Source organism: Ramlibacter sp., assembly GCF_035706265.1.
Taxonomy (GTDB): domain Bacteria; phylum Pseudomonadota; class Gammaproteobacteria; order Burkholderiales; family Burkholderiaceae_C; genus Ramlibacter.
Map to the genome: position 1 here is coordinate 1 of NZ_DASSVG010000344.1, position 24585 is coordinate 24585.

At 69.0% G+C, this 24585-nt stretch carries 29 protein-coding genes; 15 read left to right on the forward strand and 14 right to left on the reverse strand.

The annotated features are described in order from the left end of the window. The 5 genes from VFM98_RS12545 to hyfB form a co-directional block, all read right to left on the reverse strand. Positions 1-456 (reverse strand): NADH-quinone oxidoreductase subunit C (locus tag VFM98_RS12545; protein WP_325110260.1); only part of this gene is annotated, 456 nt, incomplete at its 3' end. A gap of 184 nt (positions 457-640) precedes the next feature. Continuing rightward, entirely contained in the window at positions 641-2101 is a 1461-nt protein-coding gene (locus tag VFM98_RS12550) for a hydrogenase 4 subunit F (RefSeq protein ID WP_414709017.1), read from the reverse strand. Further along, positions 2101-2760, reverse strand: a complete 660-nt coding sequence (locus VFM98_RS12555) for a formate hydrogenlyase (protein ID WP_325110261.1) — start codon at positions 2758-2760, stop codon at positions 2101-2103. Before VFM98_RS12555 ends, VFM98_RS12550 begins: the two co-directional genes overlap by 1 nt. Continuing rightward, a complete protein-coding gene (locus tag VFM98_RS12560; protein ID WP_325110262.1) occupies positions 2757-3713 on the reverse strand; it encodes a respiratory chain complex I subunit 1 family protein in 957 nt (318 codons plus the stop codon). Before VFM98_RS12560 ends, VFM98_RS12555 begins: the two co-directional genes overlap by 4 nt. After that, complete coding sequence (gene hyfB / locus VFM98_RS12565) at positions 3710-5740, reverse strand: hydrogenase 4 subunit B (RefSeq protein ID WP_325110263.1); 2031 nt, start codon at positions 5738-5740, stop codon at positions 3710-3712. Before hyfB ends, VFM98_RS12560 begins: the two co-directional genes overlap by 4 nt. A gap of 275 nt (positions 5741-6015) precedes the next feature. On the opposite strand from hyfB, the gene VFM98_RS12570 reads away from it, so the two are divergent. Genes VFM98_RS12570 through VFM98_RS12590 form a run of 5 tightly spaced genes read left to right on the forward strand, consistent with a single transcriptional unit; the run spans position 6016 to position 11212 of the window. After that, positions 6016-7668, forward strand: a complete 1653-nt coding sequence (locus tag VFM98_RS12570) for a SulP family inorganic anion transporter (RefSeq protein WP_325110264.1) — start codon at positions 6016-6018, stop codon at positions 7666-7668. A 45-nt stretch (positions 7669-7713) separates the two neighbouring features. Beyond that, positions 7714-7944, forward strand: a complete 231-nt coding sequence (locus tag VFM98_RS12575) for a DUF3460 family protein (protein ID WP_325110265.1) — start codon at positions 7714-7716, stop codon at positions 7942-7944. Positions 7945-7955: 11 nt separating this feature from the next. Continuing rightward, positions 7956-8819 (forward strand): ScpA family protein, encoded by an 864-nt coding sequence (locus tag VFM98_RS12580; protein WP_325110266.1) that lies wholly within the window; start codon positions 7956-7958, stop codon positions 8817-8819. Between the two features lie 31 nt (positions 8820-8850). Next, the gene (nadB, locus tag VFM98_RS12585) at positions 8851-10449 is read left to right on the forward strand and encodes an L-aspartate oxidase (RefSeq protein ID WP_325110267.1); all 1599 of its coding nucleotides are present in this window, start codon (positions 8851-8853) and stop codon (positions 10447-10449) included. Between the two features lie 43 nt (positions 10450-10492). Beyond that, positions 10493-11212, forward strand: coding sequence for a hypothetical protein (locus VFM98_RS12590; RefSeq protein WP_325110268.1), 720 nt, complete (start codon positions 10493-10495; stop codon positions 11210-11212). A 99-nt stretch (positions 11213-11311) separates the two neighbouring features. Here the strand turns inward: VFM98_RS12590 and nadA are convergent, their stop codons facing one another. Together nadA and nadC are read right to left on the reverse strand one after the other, a co-directional pair. Then, positions 11312-12430, reverse strand: coding sequence for a quinolinate synthase NadA (gene nadA / locus VFM98_RS12595; protein WP_325110269.1), 1119 nt, complete (start codon positions 12428-12430; stop codon positions 11312-11314). Continuing rightward, a complete protein-coding gene (gene nadC / locus VFM98_RS12600; RefSeq protein ID WP_325110270.1) occupies positions 12427-13293 on the reverse strand; it encodes a carboxylating nicotinate-nucleotide diphosphorylase in 867 nt (288 codons plus the stop codon). The genes nadA and nadC overlap by 4 nt, the downstream gene beginning before the upstream one ends. A gap of 69 nt (positions 13294-13362) precedes the next feature. Between nadC and VFM98_RS12605 the strand changes: the two genes are divergently transcribed. Next, positions 13363-13761: a PaaI family thioesterase gene (locus tag VFM98_RS12605; RefSeq protein WP_325110271.1), complete on the forward strand. Its 399-nt coding sequence runs from the start codon at positions 13363-13365 to the stop codon at positions 13759-13761. Between the two features lie 67 nt (positions 13762-13828). Continuing rightward, positions 13829-14161, forward strand: coding sequence for a thioredoxin family protein (locus tag VFM98_RS12610; protein ID WP_325110272.1), 333 nt, complete (start codon positions 13829-13831; stop codon positions 14159-14161). 36 nt (positions 14162-14197) lie between these two features. On the opposite strand, the gene VFM98_RS12615 is transcribed toward VFM98_RS12610, so the two are convergent. The 5 genes from VFM98_RS12615 to VFM98_RS12635 form a co-directional block, all read right to left on the reverse strand. Continuing rightward, positions 14198-14866: a hypothetical protein gene (locus VFM98_RS12615; protein ID WP_325110273.1), complete on the reverse strand. Its 669-nt coding sequence runs from the start codon at positions 14864-14866 to the stop codon at positions 14198-14200. A 105-nt stretch (positions 14867-14971) separates the two neighbouring features. Beyond that, positions 14972-15976 carry an NAD(P)H-dependent glycerol-3-phosphate dehydrogenase gene (locus VFM98_RS12620; protein ID WP_325110274.1) on the reverse strand — a complete coding sequence of 335 codons (1005 nt, stop codon included), beginning with the start codon at positions 15974-15976 and terminating at the stop codon, positions 14972-14974. A 23-nt stretch (positions 15977-15999) separates the two neighbouring features. Continuing rightward, the gene (secB, locus tag VFM98_RS12625) at positions 16000-16467 is read right to left on the reverse strand and encodes a protein-export chaperone SecB (protein WP_325110275.1); all 468 of its coding nucleotides are present in this window, start codon (positions 16465-16467) and stop codon (positions 16000-16002) included. 108 nt (positions 16468-16575) lie between these two features. After that, complete coding sequence (gene grxC, locus VFM98_RS12630; RefSeq protein ID WP_325110276.1) at positions 16576-16842, reverse strand: glutaredoxin 3; 267 nt, start codon at positions 16840-16842, stop codon at positions 16576-16578. 20 nt (positions 16843-16862) lie between these two features. Continuing rightward, positions 16863-17279 (reverse strand): rhodanese-like domain-containing protein, encoded by a 417-nt coding sequence (locus VFM98_RS12635; protein ID WP_414709018.1) that lies wholly within the window; start codon positions 17277-17279, stop codon positions 16863-16865. A gap of 99 nt (positions 17280-17378) precedes the next feature. On the opposite strand from VFM98_RS12635, the gene gpmA reads away from it, so the two are divergent. The 3 genes from gpmA (at position 17379) to VFM98_RS12650 (ending at position 20588) form a co-directional block, all read left to right on the forward strand. Beyond that, positions 17379-18125, forward strand: a complete 747-nt coding sequence (gene gpmA / locus VFM98_RS12640) for a 2,3-diphosphoglycerate-dependent phosphoglycerate mutase (protein ID WP_325110277.1) — start codon at positions 17379-17381, stop codon at positions 18123-18125. A 172-nt stretch (positions 18126-18297) separates the two neighbouring features. Next, complete coding sequence (locus tag VFM98_RS12645) at positions 18298-19740, forward strand: S41 family peptidase (protein WP_325110278.1); 1443 nt, start codon at positions 18298-18300, stop codon at positions 19738-19740. A gap of 89 nt (positions 19741-19829) precedes the next feature. Then, complete coding sequence (locus tag VFM98_RS12650) at positions 19830-20588, forward strand: molybdopterin-synthase adenylyltransferase MoeB (RefSeq protein ID WP_325110279.1); 759 nt, start codon at positions 19830-19832, stop codon at positions 20586-20588. Between the two features lie 3 nt (positions 20589-20591). Here VFM98_RS12650 and VFM98_RS12655 read toward each other — a convergent pair whose 3' ends face one another. After that, complete coding sequence (locus VFM98_RS12655; RefSeq protein WP_325110280.1) at positions 20592-20750, reverse strand: hypothetical protein; 159 nt, start codon at positions 20748-20750, stop codon at positions 20592-20594. A 130-nt stretch (positions 20751-20880) separates the two neighbouring features. Then, positions 20881-21513: a response regulator gene (locus tag VFM98_RS12660; protein ID WP_169418000.1), complete on the reverse strand. Its 633-nt coding sequence runs from the start codon at positions 21511-21513 to the stop codon at positions 20881-20883. A gap of 120 nt (positions 21514-21633) precedes the next feature. Between VFM98_RS12660 and VFM98_RS12665 the strand changes: the two genes are divergently transcribed. The 5 genes from VFM98_RS12665 to VFM98_RS12685 all read left to right on the forward strand — a co-directional run bounded on the left by VFM98_RS12665 (position 21634) and on the right by VFM98_RS12685 (position 24499). Continuing rightward, positions 21634-23010, forward strand: a complete 1377-nt coding sequence (locus VFM98_RS12665) for a CHASE3 domain-containing protein (RefSeq protein WP_414709019.1) — start codon at positions 21634-21636, stop codon at positions 23008-23010. 165 nt (positions 23011-23175) lie between these two features. Further along, positions 23176-23340: a DUF1328 domain-containing protein gene (locus VFM98_RS12670; protein WP_325110281.1), complete on the forward strand. Its 165-nt coding sequence runs from the start codon at positions 23176-23178 to the stop codon at positions 23338-23340. Positions 23341-23375: 35 nt separating this feature from the next. Then, on the forward strand, positions 23376-23648 hold the full coding sequence (locus VFM98_RS12675) for a hypothetical protein (protein ID WP_325110282.1): 273 nt from the start codon (positions 23376-23378) through the stop codon (positions 23646-23648). Positions 23649-23666: 18 nt separating this feature from the next. Further along, positions 23667-24041 carry a phage holin family protein gene (locus tag VFM98_RS12680; protein WP_325110283.1) on the forward strand — a complete coding sequence of 125 codons (375 nt, stop codon included), beginning with the start codon at positions 23667-23669 and terminating at the stop codon, positions 24039-24041. Beyond that, on the forward strand, positions 24038-24499 hold the full coding sequence (locus VFM98_RS12685; protein ID WP_325110284.1) for a hypothetical protein: 462 nt from the start codon (positions 24038-24040) through the stop codon (positions 24497-24499). Before VFM98_RS12680 ends, VFM98_RS12685 begins: the two co-directional genes overlap by 4 nt. Positions 24500-24585: the final 86 nt, after the last annotated feature.

The window sequence follows — 24585 nt, forward strand, 5'->3', positions numbered from 1 at the left end:
GGCCGCCAGGCCCTCGATTCCCTTGTGGACATACCAGAGACGGGCCTTCAGGCGCAGCACCGTCTCCCCCACCACGGAGAAGCGGAAGTGACCCGGTTCGATGATCCCCGCGTGCACCGGCCCCACCGGGATCTCGTGCACGCCGTCGCCTTCCACGCGCACGAAGGGATAGTCCTGCAGCGGCTGCGGGGCCGGTTCGCTGCTGCCGGCGCGGCGCAGCGGCCGCCAGTCGGCCGGCCACGCGCCGTGGTTCAACCAGGGCCGGTGGTCCTCGGCGCCTTCGGCCTGCACGCCGAGCAGGTCGGACACGGCCCGCTGCATGCGGGCGGCGCAGGGGAAGAGATGCGCGAGATCGGGGTACTGCGCCTGCGAGCCGTCCAGCGGGAGTTCGACGCAATAGAGCCCGCGCTCGGCGCCGTACGCGGCGCTGATCGAAAAATTGGGGTCTGATTCCAATTTCCTGCGGAAATTGGAATCTGACCCCAATTTTTCGGAACCCCAAACGGCAACGAGGCGTCCGCCCGACTGCGCCACGCTGCCCGCGGCAGCGAGCCACTGCGCTCGATCCACCCGCGCGCGCCACATCGGCAGCGGCGCCGGCAGGCGCTCGAAGGGGAGGTCCAGGCGCGTGATGCCCATCTCAGGTTCCCAGCATGCGCGCCGCCTGGCGGTACCAGGTGTCCAGGTAAGGCGGGATGTAGAGGCCCAGCATCAGCCCGAGCCCCAGGTGGATGAACACCGGCACCAGCGCCGGCGGGTGCGGCAGGCGCTGCAGGTTGGTCTCGCCGAACACCATCGGCTGCACCCGGCTGAAGACGGTGGCGAAGGCCACGCCCAGCGCGATCAGGAGGAAGGGCGTGGCCCAGGGGTGTTCGCGCATGGCGGTGGTGACGATCAGGAACTCGCTCGCGAACACGCCGAAGGGCGGCATGCCCAGGATCGCCAGCGAACCGAGCATCAGCCCCCAGGCCACCGTGGGGCTCACCTTGATCAGCCCGCGGATGTCCTCCATCACCTGCGTGCCCGCCTTCTGCGCCGCGTGGCCGACGGCGAAGAAGATCGCCGACTTCACCAGCGAATGCACCGTCATGTGCAGCAACCCGGCGAAGCTGGCGATCGGGCCGCCCATGCCGAAGGCGAAGGTGATGAGCCCCATGTGCTCGATGGACGAATAGGCGAACATGCGCTTCACGTCCTTCTGCCGGATCAGCAGGAAGGCCGAGGCGACCACCGACACCAGGCCGAATCCCATCATCAGGTGGCCGGCCAGGTGGCTTTGCAACGCGCCGTCGGCCAGCACCTTGCAACGCAGCACCGCATAGAGCGCCACGTTCAGCAGCAGCCCGGAGAGCACGGCGGAGACCGGCGTCGGACCTTCGGCGTGCGCGTCCGGCAGCCAGTTGTGCAGCGGCACCAGCCCCACTTTCGTCCCGTAGCCCACCAGCAGGAAGGCGAAGGCCAGCGTCATGACGTTCGGGTCCAGCGTGGCCTTCACGGCATCGAGCCGCGTCCACAAGAGCGCCCCGCCCTCGAAGCCGAGCACCTTCTCGGCCGCCATGTACAGCAGCACGGTGCCGAACAGCGCCTGCGCGATGCCGACCCCGCACAGGATGAAGTACTTCCACGCGGCCTCCAGGCTGGCCGCGGTGCGGTACACGCTCACCAGCAGCACGGTGGTGAGCGTCGCCGCCTCCATCGCGACCCAGAGGATGCCCATGTTGTTGGTGGTCAGCGCCAGCAGCATGGTGAAGCCGAACAGCTGGTACATGCTGTGGTAAAGGCGCAGCCGCCGCGGCGTCATCTTGCCGTGGTCGCGCTCCACCCGCATGTAGGGCCGCGAGAAGATCGCCGTGGTGAGGCCGACGAAGGCGGTCAGCGTCACCAGGAAGACGTTGAGCGGGTCGATGAAGAACTCCTGCCCCCAGGCAAACAGCGGCCCTTCGGAGATCACGCGCGCCGTCAGCCCGCAGGCGGCGAGGAAGCAGCCCAGGCTGAAGGCCACGTTGATCTCCGGCGCCTCGTCGCGATGGCCGACGAAGGCCAGCACCAGCCCGCCCACCAGCGGGATCCCGAGGACCAGGGAAAAGACGTCGATCTCCACTACTGGTCCTTCAGCGTTTCGAGGTGGCGGATGTCCAGGCTGTCGAACTGCTCGCGGATCTGGAACATGAAGACGCCGAGGATCAGCACGCCGATCAGCACGTCCAGCGCGATCCCCAGTTCCACCACCATGGGCATGCCGTGGGTGGCGGAGGTGGCGGCGAAGAACAGCCCGTTCTCCATCGCCAGGAAGCCGATCACCTGCGGCACCGCCTTGGCCCGCGTGATCATCATCAGGAAGGACAGCAGCACGCAGGCGAGTGCGATGCCCAGCGTGCCGCGCGCCAGCGAGGTGGAGAGCATGGCGATCGGGGTCGCCAGGTTGAAGGCGAAGATCACCACCAGGATGCCGATCAGCATCGTGGTCGGGATGTTGATCAGCGTCTCCACGTCCCAGCGGATCTTCAGCCGGTCCACGATGCGGTGCAGCAGCCACGGGATCAGCAGCACCTTCAGCACCAGCGTGAGCGCCGCCGAGAGGTACAGGTGGTGCTGCCCGGTCGCATAGCCCACCACCACCGTGGAGACCACCAGCGTCAGCCCCTGCAGCGTGAACAGGTTGATCAGCGACAGGATGCGGCGCTGCGCGATCATGGCGAAGGCCAGCATCAGCAGCATCGCGCCGAGCAGGTTGATCGCTTGCGTGAGGAGCGCGCTCATGAGTGGCTCACCGCCAGCAGCAGGTGCACCAGCATGCCGATCACGGCCAGCAGGAAGGCCGAGGCCAGGAACTCGGGCACCCGGAAGATCCGCATCTTGGCGGCCAGGGTTTCCAGCAGCGCGAGGCCGATGCCGCCGGCGGCGAGCTTGAGCACCAGCACCGGCAGCGAGAGCAGCATCTCGAGCGGCGCCTGCGCCTCGGCGATGCCCCAGGGCATGAAGAGCGCGATGCCGATGCACGCATAGGCGAACAGCTTCAGGCTCGCGGCCCATTCGATCAGCGCCAGGTGGCGCCCGGAGTATTCCAGGATCAGCGCCTCGTGGATCATGGTGAGCTCCAGGTGCGTCGCCGGGTTGTCCACGGGCACCCGCGCGTTCTCGGCCAGCGCCACCATGATGAAGGCCACGAGTGCGAAGGCCAGCGCCGGATAGATCGCGAGTTCCCGGTGCGCCAGCGTCTGCACCACGGTGGCGAGCGAGGTGGAGCGCGAGATCAGCGAGGCCGAGAACAGCACCATCAGCAGCGCCGGCTCGGCGAGGAAGCCGATCAGCATCTCGCGCCGCGCGCCCAGCGAGCCGAAGGAGGTGCCGATGTCCATCGCCGCCAGCGAAATGAAGACGCGCGCCAGCGCGAACAGCCCCACCAGCGCGATCGCATCGGCCGCCGGGGCCAGCGGCAGGTCGGTGGAGACGGTCGGCACGATGGAACTCGCCAGCGCCATGCAGCCGAACACGATGTAGGGCACGCCGCGGAACAGCGGCGAGGCATGCTCTGCGACCACCGAGTCCTTGTGGAACAGCTTGTGCAGCAGCTTGTAGGGTTGCAGCAGGCCCGGCGCGGACTTGTTCTGCAGCCGCGCGCGCCACTGGTTCACCCAGCCGGAAAGCAGCGGCGCCAGCGCGAGCGCCACCACGATCTCCAGGGCCTGGGCCAGCGCGGCGGAAAAATTCATCGCCGCACCACCAGCAGCAGCATCAGGATCAGCGTGATGAAGCTGTAGAGAAGGTACACCGCGATGCGCCCCTGCTGCAGCAGCCCCACGATGCGCGCCAGCCGCGTCGCCACGGCCACCAGCGGCAGGTAGATCCAGCGCCAGAAATGGTCCTCCACCACCACCCGGTAGCGCGGTTGCGTGTCGAACGGCGTCGGCAGCTCGCGCTGCATGACGAAGAAGGATTCGAAGATCTGCCGGATCGGCTGGCCGAAGCCTTCCGCCGTGTCCTGCATGCGCGCGGTCTGCCAGGGATGGCCGCAGTCCCAGGCCGGTGCGCGCCGGATGCGCCCGTGGTAGAGGCCGCGCACCAGCAGGAAGGCCAGCGCGAAGCTGGCGGCCACCCCGAGCAGGAAGATCACCGGCCCGTAGCTGGCGCGCTCCACGCTGGTGGGCGCCAGCAGCCAGCCGCTGCCCGCCGCGAGCTGCGGCCCGAGCCCCGCCCCTACGAGCTGCTGCGTGACCGCGTCGATGAACTGGATGAACTGCACCGGCAGCAGCCCCAGCACCACGCAGCCGATCGCCAGCCACAGCATGCCCGCCTGCTCCCACGCGCCGGCGTCGTGCGCCTGCGCCAGCTTCTCCTCGCGCGGCTGGCCGAGGAAGATCACGCCGAAGAACTTGACCATGGTGTAGCCGGCCAGCGCCGCCACCAGGGCGATCAGCGCCGCCACCACCGGGATCAGCATGTTCAGCAGCGCATCGGGCAGCCCCGGCGTGAACAGGAAGCTTTGCAGCAGCAGCCACTCGGAAACGAAGCCCGCCAGCGGCGGCAGGCCGGCGCTGGCCAGCGTGCCGACCAGGGTGACCCAGGCCACGAAAGGCATGTAGCGGATCAGGCCGCCCAGCTTGCCGAGGCTGCGTTCGGCGGTGGCGTGCAGCACGCAGCCGGTGCTGAGGAACAGCAGGCTCTTGAAGAGGGCGTGGCTGGCCACGTGGTACAGGCTGGCCGTGAGCGCCAGCGCCGCCAGCACCTTCATCTGGTAGGCCGCGAAGATGAGGGCGAGGCCCATGCCGGCGAACACCAGGCCGACGTTCTCGATCGAGGAATAGGCCAGCAGCCGCTTCATGTCCACCTGCACGGCGGCGAAGACCACGCCGTACAAGGCCGTGCCCAGCCCCAGCGCCAGCAGCAGCCCGCCCCACCACCACAGCTGCGTGTCCAGCAGGTCGAAGGACACGCGCAGCACGCCGTAGATCGCCGTCTTGAGCATCACCGCGCTCATGAGCGCGGAGACGGGCGAGGGTGCGGCGGGGTGCGCCTCCGGCAGCCACACGTGCAGCGGCACCAGGCCCGCCTTGGCGCCGAACCCGAGCAGCGCCAGCAGGAAGGCGATCGAGGCCCAGAAGGGCGTGAGCTGCTGCGCGCGCATGTTGGCGAAGGTGTAGTCGCCGGTGTTGGCCTGCAGCACGCCGAAGCAGAGCAGGATCGCCACCGCGCCGATGTGCGCCATCACGAGATAGAGATAGCCGGCCCGGCGCACCTCCGGCACCCGGTGGTTGGCGGTGACGAGGAAATAGGAGGACAGCGCCATGGTCTCCCACATCACCATGAACGCGTAGGCGTCGTCGGCCAGCACCACCAGCGTCATGCTGGCCAGGAACAGGTGGTACTCCAGGCACAGCAGGCCCGGCGGCGTGCCTTCGGCGCGCCGGAAGTAGCCGGCCGCGAACACCGACACCCCCGCCGACACGCCGCCGATCACCATCAGGAAGAAGGCCGAGAGGCCGTCGAGGCGCAGGTGGAAGGGCAGCGTGGGCAGGCCCACCGGCAGCACGCGCGCCTGCGCCGGCGCGAACACCGCAGGCAGGGCGAGCGCCAGCAGCGCGAGGCCCAGGGCGCCGCCGAGGGGGAACAGGACGTGGGCCACGAAGTGGAAGCGGCGCAGCGCGACGACCCCGACCAGCCCGATCAGGAGCCAGCCCGCCACCAGCAGCAGCATCCAGTCCAGCCGCGGCACGGTCGCGGCTCCGAGGCCCCATGACATTGGCTCGAATTTTTTCACCCGCGAGCGCGCAGCGCGAGCGCTTTGTGGGCTGCGGGCAACGCGCCAGATCAACGAAGCGCGGGCTGCCGCACGCGGCGCAGGGGCAAAGTAAGTCCCTGCCTACGTGTAAGGCCTTGGGCGTAAAATCGCGCCATGGCCACCCCGCCGCTCCTGCCGCTGTCCCGGCGCAGGCGCTTCATCACCCGGCTGCATCACTGCGGCCCTCCGGCAGCGAACGGAATCAGCACGCATCCGTTCGACTTCCGGAGTTCTTCTTGATTTCCTTCGCTTTCCGTCCCCGCCTGCTGGACGCGCTGCGCGGCTATGACCGCGCCCGTTTCAGCCGCGACCTCGGCGCCGGCCTCACCGTGGCCATCGTCGCCCTCCCCCTGGCCATGGCCTTCGCCATCGCCTCCGGCCTCAAGCCCGAAGCCGGCTTGTGGACGGCCATCATCGCCGGCCTGCTGATCTCGCTGTTCGGCGGCTCCAGCGTGCAGATCGGCGGCCCGGCGGGCGCCTTCATCGTCATCGTCTACGGCATCCTGGAGCGCTACGGCCTCGCCAACCTCCTGATCGCCACCGCCTGCGCCGGCGTGCTGCTGTTCGCCATGGGGCTGCTGCGGCTCGGGCGGCTGGTGCGCTACGTGCCCGTGAGCATCGTCATCGGCTTCACCAACGGCATCGCGGTGCTGATCGCCGCCTCGCAGCTGAAGGACTGGCTGGGCCTCTCCATCGCCAAGATGCCGGCGGACTTCTTCGCCCAGCTGCGCACCATCGGCTCCCATCTCGACACCTTCAACCCCTTCGCCTTCGCGCTCGGCACCGCCTGCTTCGTCGGCCTGTTCCTGTGGCCGCGGCTGTGGCACGCCGAGTCGCCGGTCAAGAAGCTCGCCCAGCACATCCCGGGCATGGAGGAGGCGAGCCAGGTCGGCGCCCGCATCCCGGGGCCGATCGTGGCGCTGGCCACGCTCACCGCGCTGGCCTGGTACTTCCGCTTCCCGGTGGAGACCATCGGCACCAAGTTCGGCAGCATCCCGCAGGGGCTGCCGGCCTTCCAGCTGCCGGACTTCAGCTGGGAGACGGTGAAGCTGCTGGTGACGCCCACGCTCACCATCGCGCTGCTGGGCGCCATCGAATCGCTGCTGTGCGCGCGGGTGGCCGACCAGGTCTCCAGCATGCCGCGGCACGACCCGAACCAGGAGCTGATGGCGCAGGGCCTCGCCAACTTCGTGGTGCCCTTCTTCGGCGGCATGCCCGCCACCGGCACCATCGCCCGCACCGTCACCAACATCCGCGCCGGCGCCACCTCGCCGGTCGCCGGCATCGTGCACGCGGTGACGCTGGCCGTGATCGTGCTGGTGGCGGCACCGCTGGCCCTGCTGGTGCCGCTGGCGGTGCTGGCCGGCATCCTGGGCTTCGTGGCCTGGAACATGGGCGAGTGGCGCGAGTTCGCGCACCTGAAGAAGTACAGCCTGCACTACCGGCTGCTGATGACGGGCACCTTCGCGCTGACGGTGGTCTTCGACCTCACGGTGGCCGTGCAGGTGGGGCTGGTCACCGCCTGCGTGCTGTTCATCCGCACCATGAGCTCGCTGTTCAGCGTGGAGATGGTCCCCACCGAGGACGGCACGCTGCGCTACGACCTGTACGGCTCGCTGTTCTTCGGCGCCACCGCCAAGATCGACCCGATCGTGCAGGCGGTGGAAAGCCTGCCGCCGGGATCGAACGTGGTGCTGGACGCGCTGCACCTGGTGCACCTGGACACCTCCGGCCTGGACGCGCTGCGCCAGCTGCACAAGGTGATCCTGCTGCGCCAGGGCTCGCTGGCCGTCGTCAACCTGCACGAACAGCCCAAGGAGGTGATCGAGCGGGCCGGCTTCCTGACCGAGCTGGAACAACACGTCGCCTCGGAGGAAGTGGCAGCCTGAGCGGCGTCAAAGGGCCCGGGGCGACCCCCCGGGTAAAATCGGTCCATGGCCAGCCTTCTCCTCCGCATCTTCCGCCGTCCGGACTACCGCTCCGACGTGACCCAGTTCATCGAGCAGATGAAGGCCGACAAGCCCGACCTGGAGGCGCAGCAGCGGGCCGGCCGGGCGATCTGGTGGGACAAGCACCTCGACCGCGAGCTGCTGGACGAGTGGAAGCAGGCCCGGGTGCCGGCCAAGCCCTACGCCTACGGCGACGACCCGCGCGGGCGCCGCTGACGCGCCCCTCGATGGACAGCAGCGACACGAGCCTGCCGGAGCTGCCGGCCCAGCCGGCCGTCGCCGATGCCACCGGTTTGCCCGAAGTGGTGGACCAGGTCGCGCTCGCGCGCCTCTATGGCGAGCCGCTGTTCGCCCTGCCGCAGGACCTGTACATCCCGCCCGATGCGCTGGAGGTCTTCCTCGAGGCCTTCGAGGGCCCGCTGGACCTGCTGCTGTACCTGATCCGCAAGCAGAACTTCAACATCCTCGACATCCCGATGGCGGCGGTGACCCGCCAGTACCTGCAGTACGTCGACGAGATCCGCGAGCGCAACCTGGAGCTCGCCGCCGAATACCTGCTGATGGCGGCCATGCTGATCGAGATCAAGTCGCGCATGCTGCTGCCGCCGCGCAAGACCGCCGAAGGCGAGGAAGCGGAGGACCCGCGGGCCGAACTGGTGCGCCGCCTGCTCGAATACGAGCAGATGAAGGCCGCCGCCTTCCGCCTCAACGAGATGCCGCAGGTGGGCCGCGACGTGCTGCGCGCCCAGGTCTACATCGAGCAGTCGCTGCAGCCGCGCTTCCCCGACGTGCACATCGCGGACCTGCAGGAGGCCTGGCGCGACATCCTGCGCCGCGCCAGGCTGGTGCAGCACCACAAGATCACGCGCGAGGAGCTGTCGGTGCGCGAGCACATGAGCCTCGTGCTCAAGAAGCTGCAGGGGCGCAGGTTCATCGAATTCGAGCAGCTGTTCGATCCCGCCAAGGGCGTGCCGGTGCTGATCGTGACCTTCATCGCGACCCTGGAGCTCGCCAAGGAAACCCTCATCGAGGTGACGCAGGCCGAGGCCTACGCCCCCATCTACGTCCGGCTCGCCTACCAGCCGGCCTGACCCCCAAGAACAACATCCCACGGGACCCGTCGTGAGCCAAGCCATTCCTCGCGATTTCGACATCCTCATCGTCGGCAGCGGCCTCGCCGGCCTGTCCGCCGCACTGCACCTCGCGCCCACCAACCGGGTGGCGATCCTCACCAAGCGCGCCCTGACCGACGGCTCCAGCGGCTGGGCCCAGGGCGGCATCGCGGCCGTGATGGACCGCAACGACAGCTTCGACAGCCACGTGGACGACACGCTGGTCGCCGGCGCCGGCCTGTCCGACCCCGCGGCCACCCGCTTCGTGGTGGAGCACGCGCCGCAGAGCGTGGAGTGGCTGCGCACGCTGGGCGTGCCCTTCTCCGAGGAGGACGGCCACCTGCACCTCACGCGCGAGGGCGGCCACAGCGCCCGCCGCATCGTGCACGTGACCGACGCCACCGGGGCGGCGGTGCAGCAGACGCTGATCGAGCGCGTGAAGCGCACGCCCAACATCACGCTGCTGGAACACCACATGCTGGTGGACCTGATCTACGCCGCCAAGCTGGGGCAGCAGCCGAACCGCTGCCTGGGGCTCTACGCGCTGGACGAGCGCACCGACGAAGTGGTGACCTTCCGCGCGCCGCACACCATCCTGGCCACCGGCGGCGCGGGCAAGGTCTACCTGTACACGACCAACCCCGACACGGCCACCGGCGACGGCATCGCGGCCGCGTGGCGCGCCGGCTGCCGGGTGACGAACATGGAGTTCATCCAGTTCCACCCGACCTGCCTGTACCACCCGCACGTCAAGAACTTCCTGATCTCGGAAGCGGTGCGCGGCGAAGGCGGCCGGCTGATGCTGCCGGACGGCACGCGCTTCATGCCCAACCACGATGCGCGGCTGGAGCTGGCGCCGCGCGACGTGGTCGCCCGCGCGATCGACTTCGAGATGAAGAAGCACGGCCTCGACTGCGTGCTGCTGGACATCTCGCACCAGCCGCCGGAGTTCGTGAAGGAGCACTTCCCGAACATCTACGCCCGCTGCCTGGACCTGGGCATCGACATCACGCGCGAACCGATTCCGGTCGTGCCGGCGGCGCACTACACCTGCGGCGGCGTGCACACGGATCTCTCCGGCCGCACCGACCTGCCGGGCCTGCATGCGATCGGCGAGACCGCCTACACCGGCCTGCATGGCGCCAACCGCCTGGCCAGCAACTCGCTGGTGGAGTGCATGGTGTTCGCCCGCTCCGCCGCCGACGACATCCTGGCCACGCCCCTGCCCGCGGTGCCGCCGGTGCCGCAGTGGGACGACAGCCGCGTGACCGACGCCGACGAGGCGGTGGTGATCTCGCACAACTGGGACGAGCTGCGCCGCTTCATGTGGGACTACGTGGGCATCGTGCGCACCAACAAGCGGCTCGACCGGGCGGCGCACCGCATCGAGCTGCTGCAGGGCGAGATCCAGGAGTTCTACAGCGCCTTCCACGTCACGCGCGACCTGCTGGAGCTGCGCAACCTGGTGACGGTGGCCGACCTGATCGTGCGCTCCGCCCGCTCGCGCCACGAAAGCCGCGGCCTGCACTTCAGCCGCGACTACCCGCAAATGGCGCCGGAGGCGGTTCCCACGACCCTGACGCCCGGCTACGAGCGGCCGCTGGCCTGAGTCGCTGGCGCCCGCCGGGCGCACTTGCTATAAGGGGGGCACCATGCGGTCGCGCCGCCTGCCTGCCTTCGCCCTCGCCTGCGCCCTCGCGTCCGGCGCGGCGGCGGTGCAGGCGATGGACTTCCACCTCGTCGAAGGCGTGCTGGTGATGTCCGGCCCGGTCACCGGCAACGAGCTGGTGCAGCTGCGCAACCACCTCGCCGAGGGTCCGGTGAAGCTGGTGCTGCTGCACGAGAGCCCCGGCGGCGACCTCTGGAACGGCTACCAGGTGGGCCACCGGATCCGCGCCGAGGGCTTGCCGACGGCGGTCTCCGGCAAGTGCGAATCGGCCTGCGGCCTGATCTTCCTGGGCGGCGCCGAGCGCTTCTTCTCCGACGGCCGGCCGATCGAGGTGACCATGGTGGGCCTGCACGGCGCCCACACGACCGACGCGCATCCCCGGCCGCTCACGCAGCTGGCCCCGCGCATGGCCTGGGTGATCCGCAGCCTCACCGACGGCAAGTACCCGCCCGGGCTGCTGCAGCGCACGGTCTACCCGCGCCATGCGGAGGACATCGTCTACGCCTTCCACCCCAGCCGCTTTCGCCAGGACGGCACGCCGCGCGGCGTGATCGAGTGCCTGAAGCAGCCGGACGTGAGCTTCCAGTGCGCCATGGTCGATGGCCTGGACGCCCTGGCCATCGGCGTGATCACGCAGCCGGAGGTGCTGGTGCTGCCGGAGGAGGTGAAGCAGTTGCTCGAAACCCTGCCAGCGGGGAACTGACCCTCGCGGGCTGGCGCCGGCTGTCTCATCGGCTGGCCGGCTGTCTCGTAGGCTGGTGCTGGAGCGCCAGCGAAAGCCCAGCGCTTTCGCTGCGCCCGCCTACGCCGCCCCGATGTTCGGCACCAGCGCGCCCGCCGGTTGCCCCGACTTCAGCGCCGCCGTGAACGCCAGCATCCGGTCGATCGGCACGCGGGCGCGTTCGATGATCGCGGAGTCCACGGTCACCTCGTTCGCGCCCGTCTCCAGCACGTGCGCAAGGCCCACCAGCCCGTTCATCGCCATCCAGGGGCAATGCGCGCAGCTCTTGCAGGTGGCGCTGTTGCCGGCCGTGGGCGCTTCGATGAACACCTTGTCCGGATTCAGCGTGCGCAGCTTGTGCATCATGCCGTTGTCGGTGGCCACGATGAACTCGCGCGCATCCATCTCGCGCGCCGCCTTCAGGATCGCCGAAGTGGAGCCCACCGCATCGGCCAGCGCCACCACGTCCGCCGGCGACTCGGGGTGCACCAGCACCTTCGCGTTCGGATACTGCTTCTTCAGGTCCTCCAGCTCGAAGGCCTTGAACTCGTCGTGCACGATGCACGAGCCGTTCCAGAACACCATGTCGGCGCCCGTCTCGCGCTGGATGTAGCTGCCCAGGTGCTTGTCGGGCGCCCACAGGATCTTGTGGCCCTTCTCCTTGAGCGCCCGCACGATGTCCAGGGCGCAGCTGGAGGTGACCAGCCAGTCCGAGCGCGCCTTCACCGCCGCACTGGTGTTGGCGTAGACCACCACCGTGCGGTCCGGGTGCTGCTGGCAGAAGGCGTCGAATTCCTCGTCGGGGCAGCCCAGGTCCAGCGAGCAGGTCGCATCCAGGTCCGGCATCAGCACGCGCTTTTCCGGCGACAGGATCTTGGCCGTCTCGCCCATGAACTTCACGCCCGAGACCACCAGGGTCTGGGCCGGATGGTCGCGGCCGAAGCGCGCCATCTCCAGCGAGTCGCTGACGATGCCGCCGGTCTCCTCCGCCAGGTCCTGCAGGTCCGGGTGCACGTAGTAGTGCGACACCATCACCGCATTGCGTTCCTTCAGCAGGCGCCGGACCTTGTCCTTCAGCGCGGCGCGCTCGGCCGGCGCGGGCTCCTGCGGCACGCGGGCCCAGGCGTGCTTGGTGTCGCAGGCATTGCCAGGGAGGGGATGCTCGTACTCGACGTCCTTGATCGGGATCACGGCGCTCATGGCATTTCCTTCAGGCGCATGGAGAAGTCCGTGGCCTTCACGTCTTTCGTCAGCGTTCCGATGGAGATGCGGTCGACCCCGGTTTCCGCCAGCGGGCGCAGGGTCTCCAGCGTCACGCCGCCGGAGATCTCCAGGATGGCCCGGCCGGCGTTGAGGCGCACCGCCTCGCGCAGCGTGGGCAGGTCCATGTTGTCCAGCAACACCATCTTGGCCCCGGCATCCAGCGCCTCCTGCAGCTGGGCCAGCGTCTCCACCTCGATCTCGATGAAGCTCGCCTGCGCGGCCAGCCGCTGCGCCGCCTGCAGCACGGGCACGATGCCGCCGGCCGCCGCGATGTGGTTCTCCTTGATCAGCACGGCGTCATGAAGGCCGATGCGGTGGTTCAGGCCGCCGCCGGTCGTCACCGCGTACTTCTGCGCCAGCCGCAGCCCCGGCAGGGTCTTGCGGGTGTCCACGATGCGGGCCCGGGTGCCCCGCACCGCCTCCACGTAGCTCGCCGTCTTGGTCGCCACCGCGCTCAGCAGCTGCAGGAAGTTCAGGGCCGTGCGCTCTGCGGTCAGCAGGCCGCGGGCCGAACCCTCGATGTGCAGGACCACCTGGTCGGCCTCGCAGCGCTGGCCCTCGCCGACCAGCCACTCCAGCTTGGCGCCGGGGTCCACCTGGCGCAGCGCCGCCTCGGCCCAGGGGGCGCCGCAGATCACCGCGCTCTCGCGCGCCAGCACGCGGGCCTGCGCGCGCCGGCCCTCGGGCACCAGGGCCGCCGTGAGGTCGCCCGCGCCCACGTCCTCGGCCAGCGCCCGGGCGGCATCCGCACGGGCCAGTTCCGCGACCGCGGAGGAAGAAAAATCGAACACGCCACTCATGGGGCGAGCATAACCGCCGCCGCATGCCCCCGTTGCCAGCCGCGGCGCTGCGCCGCTAGAGTGCGGCGGATGAACCTCGCCGAGATCCAGCAACTGCTCGAACCGCTTTTCCCCGGCCTCATGGGCGTGCAGCTCACCGAGGCGACGCCGGAGCGCGTGGTCGCCACCCTGCGCGTGCGGCCGGAGCTGTGCACGGCCGGCGGCATCCTGCACGGGGGCGCCCACATGGCCTTCGCCGACACGCTGGGCGCCGTCGGCACGGTGCTGAACCTGCCGCACGGCAAGCGCACCACCACCACCGACTCCAGCACCAAGTTCATCGGCGGGGCCGCGGTCGACACCACCGTCACCGGCGAATGCGTGGCTCTGCACCGCGGCCGCACGACCATGGTGTGGCAGACCAGCATCCGCAACGCGCAGGGCAGGCTCTGCTCGGTGGTGACGCAGACCCAGCTCGTGCTGGACTAGAGGCCTCCCACAGTCGGAGGCGGGCGGCGCTGACGGCGCCTGACGCATCCGGCCCGACAATGGCTGCATGAACTCGACCTATGCCCCGAACGAGCCGGCCCGCGCCGAGGTGGATGCGTATGCCGGAGCGACGGTGCTGGATTTCGGCACCAACTGGTGCGGCTGGTGCCGCAATGCCCAGCCGCTGATCGCCGAGGCGCTCGGCACGCAGCCGCAGCTGCGCCACCTGAAGGTGGAAGACGGCCCGGGCCGCCCCCTCGGGCGCAGCTACCGGGTGAAGCTGTGGCCGACGCTGATCTTCCTGAAGGATGGCCAGGAAGTCGCCCGCGTCGTGCGGCCCTCCAGGCTGGAGGAGCTGCGCGAAGCGCTGGCGAAGATCACGGATCCGGTGCAGGCGTGAGCGGGCCCGCGCGGGCCCGGCCCAGCCTGTGACCGCTCAATTGGCGGCGAAGCAGTAGAGCCGCCCGTCGCCGCCGGTCGCCTTCAAGGCTTCCAGGCTGCAGCCGCGGCTCGGATGCGAGGAATTCCAGGACTTCGACGGCGCGTCGTCGCGCAGGCCCATGCGGTCGTGGTGGCCGACGATGGCCGAGCCGTCGCCGCTCTTGGTCCAGTTGCCGCAGGTCGTGTCCTCGGTGCCGGTGGCGGCGCGCCCTTCGGGCGTGGAGCCGGTCAGGATGTCGTGCATGTTGGTGGCGTCGCCGCGGCCCATCACCATCTCGCCTTTTTCGTCCAATGCGGTCTGCTTGGTGAGCTTGTTGGTCCCGTGCAGTTCGTCCACGTTGGCGGCGATCGTCTGGCCCTTGGCATTCACCCACGGCCCGCGTCCGATGCGGTCGCGCGCATTGACGCCTCCGGCCCCCGTGGTGCTCAGGTAGGCTCGCCAGGTCTTGCCGCCGGCGCCGGCAGCCGAAGCCAGCGTCGTGCAGTACTGGTCCGCGCCGGCCAGGCCGCCGAAGTCGGCGCCCTTGCCGGGGTTGGCGCTGGTGACGAAGAAGCTCATGTTGGCGCCCTGCGCGAAGGCGGGCGCCATGGTGCCGAGGAAGGCCGCGCCGGCGAGAGCGGCGGCGGCGGAGGCGACGGTCAGGACGAGGGGAAGGCGGCGCATGCGAAGACTCCGGTTCGTTGTGGGGACCCGCAGGCTAATTCGGCCCCCCAGCGCGCCGGCTCCGGGAAGCTCCCTAGGTAACGGACGGAATAAAGGCGTTGCCCGCTAGATCCGCTCGTCCGCCGGATCGCGCCCCATCAGCGCGGCCACGGCTTCGGCCGGCGAGACGCGGCCATCGAGCAGGTCCACCACCGCCGCGGCGATCGGCATCTCCACGCCCAGACGGCCGGCACGCTCGACCACCGTGCGCGCGCTGTAGACGCCTTCGGCCACGTGGCCGAGCGAATCCACCGCCTGCTGCAGCGTGCGGCCCTGCGCCAGCATTAGGCCCACGCGCCGGTTGCGACTCAGATCGCCCGTGGCGGTAAGCACCAGGTCGCCGAGGCCGGACAGGCCCATGAAGGTGTCGGGCCGGGCTCCCAGTGCGAGCCCCAGGCGCGTCATCTCCGCCAGGCCGCGCGTGATCAGCGCCGCCCGCGCGTTGAGGCCCAGCGCCAGGCCATCGCACAGGCCGGTGGCGATCGCAAGCACGTTCTTCACCGCGCCGCCGACCTCCACGCCCGCCAGGTCGTCGTTGGCGTAGACGCGCATGCTGGGGCCGTGGAAGGCCGCCACCAGCGCTTCGCGCACCGAAGCCGCATCGCTCGCGGCCACCAGCGCGGTGGGCTGGCCGGCGGCGACTTCCTGCGCGAAGCTGGGGCCGCTGAGCGCACCGGCGGCGAGCTGCGGCGCGACTTCGGCCCGCACTTCGTGACCGAGCAGGCCGTAGGGGCGCGACACGGGCGCCTCGAAGCCCTTGCAAAGCCAGGCGACCGGGCAGGGGCTCCCGGCCAGTTCCACCAGCATCTGGCGCAGCGCCGCCATCGGCGTGGCGATGATCGCCAGCTCGTGGCGCGCGGCGAGCGCGCGCGGAGCACCGTCGGCGCGCGAGGCCACGCGCACGCCCGCACTCAGGCGGTGGCCGGCAAGGTAGTGGGCGTTCTCGCCCTGGCGGACGATCGCGGCGGCCTGCGCCGGATCGCGCGCCCAGAGCGTCACCCGGTGGCGCCGGCCGGCGTTGATGGCCAGCGCCGTGCCCCAGGCGCCGGCCCCGAGCACCAGGATGTCCATGGGCCGGGGGACGGTCAACCGGTTCAGGCGGAGGTGATGATCGGGGAGGACTGGCCGCCCTGCGCCTGCTGCGCCTGCTGCTGCTCGTACATCGCCTGGAAGTTGATCTCCGCCAGGTGCACCGGCGGGAAGCCGGCGCGGGTGATGATGTCCGACACGTTGGCACGCAGGTAGGGATAGATGATCTGCGGGCAGGCGCTGCCCATGATCGCCTGCATCTGCTCCGCCGGCACGTTGCGGATCTCGAAGATGCCGGCCTGCTTCACTTCCACCAGGAACACCGTGCGGTCCTTCAGCTTGGTGGTGACGGTGGCGGCCACGGCCACTTCGTACACGCCGTCGGCGGCCTGCTGCGCCTCGACCCCGAGCTGGATGTCCACGCTGGGCTGCTCCTGCTCCAGCAGGATGGCCGGGCTGTTGGGCTGCTCCAGCGAAGCTTCCTTCATGTACACACGCTGGATCTGGAACACGGGTTCGTTGTTGTCGGCCATCTCTCTGCCTCGGTTGCGGAATGAAAAAGCCCGCCGGGAGACGCTCCCGGCGGGCGCAGTTTGCGTCAGCGGGCCATTATCTCAGGCCCGCAGGCAGGCGAAAGCCGCTCAGGCCGCCGCGCCCTTGAGCAGGGGCAGCAGGCCGCCGCGCCCGTCGAGCGCGACCAGGTCGTCGCAGCCGCCCACGTGGGTGTCGCCGATGAAGATCTGCGGCACGGTGCGCCGCCCGGTGATCTCCATCATCTTCGCGCGTTCCTCCGGCTGCATGTCGATGCGGATTTCCTCGATCTGCTCGACGCCCCTGGACTTCAGGATCTGCTTGGCGCGGATGCAATAAGGGCAAACGGCCGTGGTGTACATCTTGACTGGCTGCATTCTCGTCAAATGGGGTTGGTTCAGGCTTTTTCCAGCGGGAGATTAGCGTCCCGCCAGGCTTTCAGCCCGCCACCCAGCACGACAGCCTTGTCGTAGCCCAGGCTTTTCGCCACCCCCAGTGCACGCTTGGCGCGAGCTCCGCTGGCACACACCAGGATCAGGGGCACCGTCTTGTTCTTCGCCACCTCCGGCAGGCGCGTCTGCAGCTCGTTCACGGGCACGTTGCGGGCGCCGCGGATGTGGCCGCCGGCGAATTCCTCGGCCTCGCTCACGTCGACGACGATCGCCTTTTCCCGGTTGATCAGCTGCACCGCCCCGTCCGGCGAGAGGCCCCCGGCCGAGCCGGCGGCGATGCCGGGCCACAGCAGCAGGGTGCCGGAGACGACGGCGATCAGCACCAGCGCCCAGTTGTGGACCAGAAACGGCAGGACATTCATACAGCTCTTTCCTTTCTTCGCGCCGGTCGGATCCCGGCCAACCCGCGATTCTAGAATGACGGGTTTCCCCTGACTTCCACCCACCTTCACCCGTCACCCATGTACAAGCTCGTCCTGATCCGCCACGGCGAATCCACCTGGAACCTGGAAAACCGTTTCACCGGCTGGACCGACGTCGACCTCACGCCGCTGGGCCTGGAGCAGGCCGTGCAGTCCGGCCGCCTGTTGAAGCAGGAGGGCTACGACTTCGACCTGTGCTACACGAGCGTGCTGAAGCGCGCCACCCGCACGCTGTGGCACGTGCTGGACGAGATGGACCGCACCTGGCTGCCGGTGGTGCATTCCTGGCGCCTCAACGAGCGCCACTACGGCGCCCTGCAGGGCCTGAACAAGGCGGAGACGGCGAAGAAGTTCGGCGACGAGCAGGTGCTGGTCTGGCGCCGCAGCTACGACACCCCGCCGCCGGCGCTGACCGAGGACGATCCGCGCTGGGAGCGCTCCGACCGCCGGTACGAGAAGGTGAAGGACGCCGAATTCCCCCGCACCGAGTGCCTCAAGGACACGGTGGCGCGGGTGCTGCCGTTCTGGAACGAGTCGATGGCGCCGGCGATCAAGGCGGGCAAGCGGGTGCTGGTGGCCGCCCACGGCAACTCGATGCGCGCCCTGGTCAAGTACCTGGACGACATTTCCGACGAGGAGATCGTGGGCCTGAACATTCCCAACGGCATTCCCCTGGTTTACGAGCTGGACACGCACCTGAAACCCATCCGCCACTACTATCTGGGCGACGCCGAGGCGGCGGCCAAGGCTGCCGCGGCCGTGGCCGCCCAGGGCCGCGCCGCCTGAGCCACCCTGCCCCAGCCGCGAACGGGTCCGACACCCCGTGTAGGACGGTTCCTGCGGCAATCCGCGTTTATTTCACACGGCACGGAGAGCCCCCGGGAACCCCTGATACGGGGTGCGCATCAGAGAGGTTTCTCAGGTGTATATTGAAGTCGAGAGGACTAAAGACCGACCCATGAGCCACAAACTCAAGATCGCCGGCTGGATCACCGTAGGCGCCCTCGCCGGAGCGCTCACCACGGTCTCGCTGCAGACCGTCGCCCGTGGCTCGCTCGCGCCGCTGCCGCTGGAAGAATTGCAACAGCTGGCCGCCGTGTTCAGCATGATCAAGACCGACTATGTCGAGCCGGTCGACGAGAAGAAGCTGATCACGGACGCCATCTCCGGCATGGTCTCCAGCCTCGACCCGCATTCGCAGTACTTCGACAAGAAGTCCTTCAAGGAATTCCGGGAAGGCACGTCCGGCCGCTTCGTCGGCGTGGGCATCGAGATCTCGCAGGAGGACGGCCTGGTCAAGGTGGTGTCCCCGATCGAAGGCTCGCCCGCCTTCCGTGCCGGCCTCAAGACCGGCGACCTGATCACCAAGATCGACGACACGGCCGTCAAGGGCCTGTCGCTGGCCGAGGCCGTCAAGCGCATGCGCGGCGAGCCGAACACCAAGGTCATGCTGACGATCTACCGCAAGGACGAGAACCGCACCTTCCCGGTGACGATCACCCGCGAGGAGATCAAGACCCAGTCGGTCAAGGGCAAGATCGTCGAGCCCGGTTACGGCTGGATCCGGCTGTCGCAGTTCCAGGAGCGCACCGTCGAAGACTTCGTGCGCAAGGTCGACGAGCTCTACAAGCAGGAGCCCAACCTCAAGGGCATGGTGCTCGACCTGCGCAACGACCCGGGCGGCCTGCTCGATGCGGCGGTCGCGATCTCGGCGGCCTTCCTGCCCGAGAACGTGACGGTGGTGTCCACCAACGGCCAGCTGCCGGAAAGCAAGTTCGTCTACAAGGCCGCGCCGGAGTTCTACCAGCGCCGCGCGGGGGCCGACCCGCTGCGCCGCATCCCCGCGCAGCTGAAGTCGGTGCCGCTGGTGGTGCTGGTCAACGAAGGCTCCGCCTCCGCTTCCGAGATCGTGGCCGGCGCCCTGCAGGACCACCATCGCGGCACCATCCTGGGCAGCCAGACCTTCGGCAAGGGCTCCGTGCAGACGGTGCGTCCGCTCGGCCCGGATACCGGCCTGAAGCTGACCACGGCGCGCTACTACACGCCGAGCGGCAAGTCGATCCAGGCCAAGGGCATCGTGCCCGACGTGATGGTGGACGAGAGCGAAGAGGGCAACATCTTCTCGGTGCTGCGCACCCGTGAAGCCGACCTCGACAAGCACCTGATGTCCGGCCAGGGCGCGGAAGTGAAGGACCCGGCGCGCGAGAAGGCCCGCGAGGAAGCCCGCAAGCGCGCCGAGGAAGAGGCCAAGAAGGGCCCGAACGAGCGCAAGACGCCGCCGGAATTCGGCAGCGACAAGGACTTCCAGCTCGTGCAGGCGCTCAACCAGCTGAAGGGCCGCCCGGTGATCGTCTCCAAGACCCAGGTCGTGGAGAACAAGGAAGAGAAGAAGGAAAACTGAGCGTCGCGAGCGACCGTCATCCCCGCGCAGGCGGGGATCCAGAAAGCGGCCCACGGGCCGCTTTTTCTTTTGCCCGGCACAATCCCGTCATGACCGACGACCAGCTCCTGCGCTACTCGCGCCACATCCTGCTCGACGAACTCGGCGTGGAAGGACAGGAGCGCTTCCTGCAGTCGCACGCCCTGGTCGTCGGCGCCGGCGGCCTTGGCTCGCCGGTAGCGCTGTACCTCGGCACGGCGGGCGTGGGCACGATCACCATCGTCGACCACGACGCCGTGGACCTCACCAACCTGCAGCGCCAGATCGCCCACAACCTCGAACGCGTGGGCCATCCGAAGGCGGAGTCGGTGCGCGAGGCCGTGGCGGCGATCAACCCCGAGGTGCTGGTGCGCCCGCTGGTAATGAAGGCCGATGCGCAGTTGCTCGACGAACTGGTGCCCAGCGCCGACGTGGTGATCGACTGCTGCGACAACTTCGCGACCCGGCAGGCGCTCAACCGCGCCTGCGTCGCGCACCGCAAGCCGCTGGTGTCGGGGGCGGCCATCCGCATGGACGGCCAGGTCAGCGTGTTCGATCCCCGGCGCGAGGACAGCCCGTGCTACGCCTGCGTGTTCCCGCCGGACCAGGAGTTCGAGGAGACGCGCTGCGCCACCATGGGCGTGTTCGCGCCGCTGGTGGGCATCATCGGCGCGATGGAGGCTTCCGAAGCCCTGCGCCTGCTGGCAGGTGTGGGGACATCGCTCGCGGGCCGCCTGCAGATGCTGGACGGCCGCAGCATGGAATGGACGGAGATGCGTTTGCGGCGCGACCCGGGCTGCGCCGTATGCGGCGCAGGCGTCAAGGCCTAGCGCTTATTCGTCGAGGCCCAACAGGGCCACGACCGTCGCCGTCGAGGATCCCGTCTGCGAGGCCATCTGCACTTCCGCGTTGCCGGGCTCCCCGAGGGCGACGACGGCTGCGGCGAGCAGCGTGCCGAAGAAGACGATGGCGGATTGGACGAACAGCTTCATTGGAATCACCTCGGGGGGGACGACAGCGATGTCCCCGTGACACGCAGTGTTCCACGCGGCGGACAACGCGTCAGTCGGCCTGCGGCCGTGCAACGCGTCATCCCCTGCCTACAGCCGGCCCGGCCGCGACTCAGTCGATCAGCTTGTTCTTCAGCGCGTAGTAGGTCAGGTCGCTGTTGGAGGAGAGGTTCATCTTCTCCATCAGGCGCGTGCGGTACGTGCTGACCGTCTTCACGGAAAGCGACAGCGCCTTCGCGATGTCGCCGGCCGTCTCGCCCTTGGCGAGCTTGAGGAACACCTGGAACTCGCGCTCCGAGAGCTGCTCGTGCGGCGCGCCGCCTTCCTTGCGATTGAGCTGCTGCGCGAGCAGTTCGGCCACGGCCGGCGAGATGTAGCGGCGGCCGAGCGCGATGGTGCGGATCGCGTTGACGATCTCCATCGGCTCGCATTCCTTGTTCAGGTAGCCGCTCGCGCCCTGCCGGATCAGGTTCATCGCGTAGTGCTCTTCGGGATAACCGGAGAGGATCAGGATGCCGACGTCGGGTGCTTTCGCGCGGATCATGCCCAGCGCATCGATGCCGCTCTGCCCCGGCATGGACAGGTCCATCACGAGGACATCCATCTCGGTGGTGCGCACGAGGTCGATGGCTTCACGGCCGCTCGCCGCTTCGCCGACGACGCGCAGGTCCACCTGTTCGGAGAAGAACTGTTTGAGGCCCGACCGCACAATGGCGTGGTCGTCCACAATGCCCACTTTGATCATGCTTCACCTTCCACGTCAAGCGCGTTTCATTGTGCCCCACTTCCGGAAGGAAATGGCCTACCCTTGAGTCATGACGTGCGCGGATTTTATGCACAACGCTGAGTGCTTAGGGTGAAACTGCTGGCATCTTTCAGCTCCCGCCGCGGTGCGATCAGCCTCATCCTCGCCGCGCTCGCGGCGCTGATGCTCATCGGTATCAACGAGACCGGCTACAAGGAATCGTCCGCCGCCCTCGACCGCATCGAGCAATACACCAGGACGCGCAACGCGGTGAACACGCTGCTGCAGCACGTGCTCGATGCCGAGACGGGCTCGCGCGGCTACCTGCTCACGGGCGACCCGCGCTACCTCGAGCCGTACAACGCCGCCGTCGCCCAGATCAGCCAGCACCTCGACCGCCTGCGCAGCACCTATGCGCCCGCTTCGTCCGAGGCGGGCACGATGAACGCGCTGTCGCTGAACGTGCAGCGCAAGCTCGCCGAGATGGACCTGTCGGTGCGCATGCGCAAGCAGGGCAACGAGGAGGCCTGGAAATCCGTGCTGCTCACCGACGTGGGCAAGGAGCACATGGATGCGATCCGCGAGCAGGCCGCACGGCTGATCGAGAGCGCCAGCCAGCGCATGGACGTGGCGCAGGAGCAGGTGGAGCGCAGCCTGCGGCTCGCCCGCGCCGGCATCGCGATCGTCGCCGTGGCGGCGCTGGTGGCGTTCGCGCTGTACCTGCGGCAGACCACCCGCCTGAAGCTCGCCGGCGAACAGCAGCAGTCCGCGCTGCAGCAGGAGCGCGACCTGCTGGAGACGCAGGTGCGCGAGCGCACCGCGTCTCTGGCGCAGCTCGCCACCCACCTGCAGCAGGTGCGCGAGGAAGAGCGCGGCCACCTCGCACGCGAGCTGCACGACGAGCTCGGCGCGCTGCTCACAGCGGCCAAGCTCGATGTGGCGCGGCTGAAGTCGCGGCTCGGTCCGCAGCAGGCGCCCGAGGTCAGCCAGCGGCTGCAGCACCTGACCGAGGCGCTCAACAGCGGGATCGCGCTGAAGCGCCGCATCATCGAGGACCTGCGGCCCTCCTCGCTGGCGAACCTGGGGCTCACCGCGGCGCTGGAGATCCTGGCGCGCGAATTCTCCGAACGCTCCGGCATCGAGGTGGCGAGCAACCTGGAGCCGGTGCAGCTCGACGAGTCGACGCAGCTCACGGTCTACCGCATCGTGCAGGAGTCGCTCACCAACGTGGGCAAGTACGCCGAAGCGCGCCAGGTGCAGATCGGCGTGCGCGAGTACAGCAACCACGTCGAGGTCGAGATCCGCGACGACGGCAAGGGCTTCGACGTGCGCAGCACCCGGCCTTCCACGCACGGGCTGGCGGGCATGCGCCACCGGGTGGAAGCCGCCGGCGGCCGCCTCACGCTGCAGTCGCAGCCCGGCCAGGGCACGCGCGTGCTGGCGAGCCTGCCCAAGGCGACGACGCGGGCGCCCTCGACACTGCCGGAAACAGTGTGAACCTTCGCCCCAATGGGTGTCGGAGCGTTCCTACATTCGTACCTACCGGGCCGATGACAGCCGTTCACGCCGCCCCCTGAACTCGGCGTCGGCGCGTATCCTTAAGCTAGCCGCAGGCACGAATCGCCTGCGTGCCCTGTGCTGAAGGCTTGCTGGGAGTCACCTGTGTTGCATTACGCCGTCGTCTTTCTGGTCATCGCGCTGATCGCGGCGGTGCTGGGTTTCGGCGGCATTGCGGCGGGAGCCGCCAGCATCGCGAAGCTGCTGTTCTTCGTCTTCGTGGTCCTCGCGCTCGTCGCCTTCGTCGCCAGCCGGAAGCGCAAGCCCTAGTCAGGCATCCCCATCAAATCACAAGAGAGGACCACATGAACGATATGCATGCCACGCTGGACAGCACTCGCAAGATGGCGGCCGAGGCCCTGGACCGCGCCAGCGCCTCGATGAAGGACCTGCGCAGCGGCATGTCCGAGCGCGCCTCGGCGGCGCAGCGCTACATGGGCGACTATGCCCGCACCAGCTCGCGCTACGTCACCGAGCATCCGATGAAATCGGCGCTGATCGCCGCGGCGGTCGGCGCCGCGGTGGCGGGCCTGATCATCGCGCTGCGCCACCGCGAAGACCGCGACACCTGGTTCTGACCCGGCGGCGCGTCCCCCATGGTGCATCCGATCTTCTCGGTGCTGATCACCAAGCCTGAACTGGTGATGGAGCACGTCGCGGGCTATGCCTCGCTGATGCGCGAGGAAGCCTCCTCGGTGGGCAAGGAAGTGGCGAAGCGGGCCGTCGCATGGGCGGTGACGCTGTTCTCCCTGCTGGTGTTCCTGATCCTCGCCGGCGTGGCGATCATGCTGGGGGCCACGCTGGCGGCGTTCCACTGGACGCTGCTGGTGGTGCCCGGCATCGCGCTCGCCATCGCGGCCGTCGGCTTCTCGGTGGCCCGCAGGCCGCTGCCCGAGAAGGCCTTCACGGAGCTGAAGCACCAGCTCGATGCGGACGCGCAGGCGCTGCGCGCGGTCAGCGCCAGGTCATGAGCGAGGCAAGCGACAAGCTGGCACGCAGCCGCCAGGCCATCCTCGAGCACATCGCGCGGCGCCAGCGCCGGCACGACCCGCGCGAGGAGCCGCCCGAAGGCTACGGCGATCCGTACGCGGCCTTCGCCGCGGAGGAAGACGCGCCCTACGCCGGCGGCGGCGGCTGGTTCGGGCGGTTGCAGCACGCCGTGCGCACCTGGTGGCACTACCACCCGGCGCACATGGCGGTGGACCTCGCGACGCCGCTGATGCGCAGCTACGCGCGGCGCAAGCCGATGCAGCTGCTGGCGATCTCCGCGGCCGCGGGCGCGGCGCTCACCTTCGCGCGCCCGTGGCGGCTGATCTCGCTGACCACGCTGATCGTGGCCCTCTTGAAGTCCTCGCAGCTGTCGCACCTGCTGATGGCGGCGATGTCGGCGGCGGACTATCCCAAGGACAACGACCGGCCTCCGCCGTGACGCATGAATCCCCCGCGGGAGCACCGGTGCGGCCTCCCGCGGATCCAGGTTTCCGGCCGCACCAGCAAAACATCCTCGTCCAGGAA

Excerpts from the sequence above, each read along its gene's own strand:
- VFM98_RS12655 (WP_325110280.1), bottom strand. The coding sequence starts at position 20,750 with ATGAAGCTGTTCGTCCAATCCGCCATCGTCTTCTTCGGCACGCTGCTC.
- VFM98_RS12675 (WP_325110282.1), top strand. The coding sequence starts at position 23,376 with ATGAACGATATGCATGCCACGCTGGACAGCACTCGCAAGATGGCGGCC.
- VFM98_RS12555 (WP_325110261.1), bottom strand. The coding sequence starts at position 2,760 with ATGAGCGCGCTCCTCACGCAAGCGATCAACCTGCTCGGCGCGATGCTG.
- VFM98_RS12650 (WP_325110279.1), top strand. The coding sequence starts at position 19,830 with ATGACCGACGACCAGCTCCTGCGCTACTCGCGCCACATCCTGCTCGAC.
- secB (WP_325110275.1), bottom strand. The coding sequence starts at position 16,467 with ATGGCCGACAACAACGAACCCGTGTTCCAGATCCAGCGTGTGTACATG.
- VFM98_RS12580 (WP_325110266.1), top strand. The coding sequence starts at position 7,956 with ATGGACAGCAGCGACACGAGCCTGCCGGAGCTGCCGGCCCAGCCGGCC.
- VFM98_RS12660 (WP_169418000.1), bottom strand. The coding sequence starts at position 21,513 with ATGATCAAAGTGGGCATTGTGGACGACCACGCCATTGTGCGGTCGGGC.
- VFM98_RS12680 (WP_325110283.1), top strand. The coding sequence starts at position 23,667 with ATGGTGCATCCGATCTTCTCGGTGCTGATCACCAAGCCTGAACTGGTG.
- VFM98_RS12560 (WP_325110262.1), bottom strand. The coding sequence starts at position 3,713 with ATGAATTTTTCCGCCGCGCTGGCCCAGGCCCTGGAGATCGTGGTGGCG.
- VFM98_RS12610 (WP_325110272.1), top strand. The coding sequence starts at position 13,829 with ATGAACTCGACCTATGCCCCGAACGAGCCGGCCCGCGCCGAGGTGGAT.
- VFM98_RS12620 (WP_325110274.1), bottom strand. The coding sequence starts at position 15,976 with ATGGACATCCTGGTGCTCGGGGCCGGCGCCTGGGGCACGGCGCTGGCC.
- hyfB (WP_325110263.1), bottom strand. The coding sequence starts at position 5,740 with ATGTCATGGGGCCTCGGAGCCGCGACCGTGCCGCGGCTGGACTGGATG.
- grxC (WP_325110276.1), bottom strand. The coding sequence starts at position 16,842 with ATGCAGCCAGTCAAGATGTACACCACGGCCGTTTGCCCTTATTGCATC.
- VFM98_RS12645 (WP_325110278.1), top strand. The coding sequence starts at position 18,298 with ATGAGCCACAAACTCAAGATCGCCGGCTGGATCACCGTAGGCGCCCTC.
- VFM98_RS12615 (WP_325110273.1), bottom strand. The coding sequence starts at position 14,866 with ATGCGCCGCCTTCCCCTCGTCCTGACCGTCGCCTCCGCCGCCGCCGCT.
- VFM98_RS12635 (WP_414709018.1), bottom strand. The coding sequence starts at position 17,279 with ATGAATGTCCTGCCGTTTCTGGTCCACAACTGGGCGCTGGTGCTGATC.
- nadA (WP_325110269.1), bottom strand. The coding sequence starts at position 12,430 with ATGAGCGCCGTGATCCCGATCAAGGACGTCGAGTACGAGCATCCCCTC.
- gpmA (WP_325110277.1), top strand. The coding sequence starts at position 17,379 with ATGTACAAGCTCGTCCTGATCCGCCACGGCGAATCCACCTGGAACCTG.
- VFM98_RS12685 (WP_325110284.1), top strand. The coding sequence starts at position 24,038 with ATGAGCGAGGCAAGCGACAAGCTGGCACGCAGCCGCCAGGCCATCCTC.
- VFM98_RS12605 (WP_325110271.1), top strand. The coding sequence starts at position 13,363 with ATGAACCTCGCCGAGATCCAGCAACTGCTCGAACCGCTTTTCCCCGGC.
- VFM98_RS12575 (WP_325110265.1), top strand. The coding sequence starts at position 7,714 with ATGGCCAGCCTTCTCCTCCGCATCTTCCGCCGTCCGGACTACCGCTCC.
- nadC (WP_325110270.1), bottom strand. The coding sequence starts at position 13,293 with ATGAGTGGCGTGTTCGATTTTTCTTCCTCCGCGGTCGCGGAACTGGCC.
- VFM98_RS12590 (WP_325110268.1), top strand. The coding sequence starts at position 10,493 with ATGCGGTCGCGCCGCCTGCCTGCCTTCGCCCTCGCCTGCGCCCTCGCG.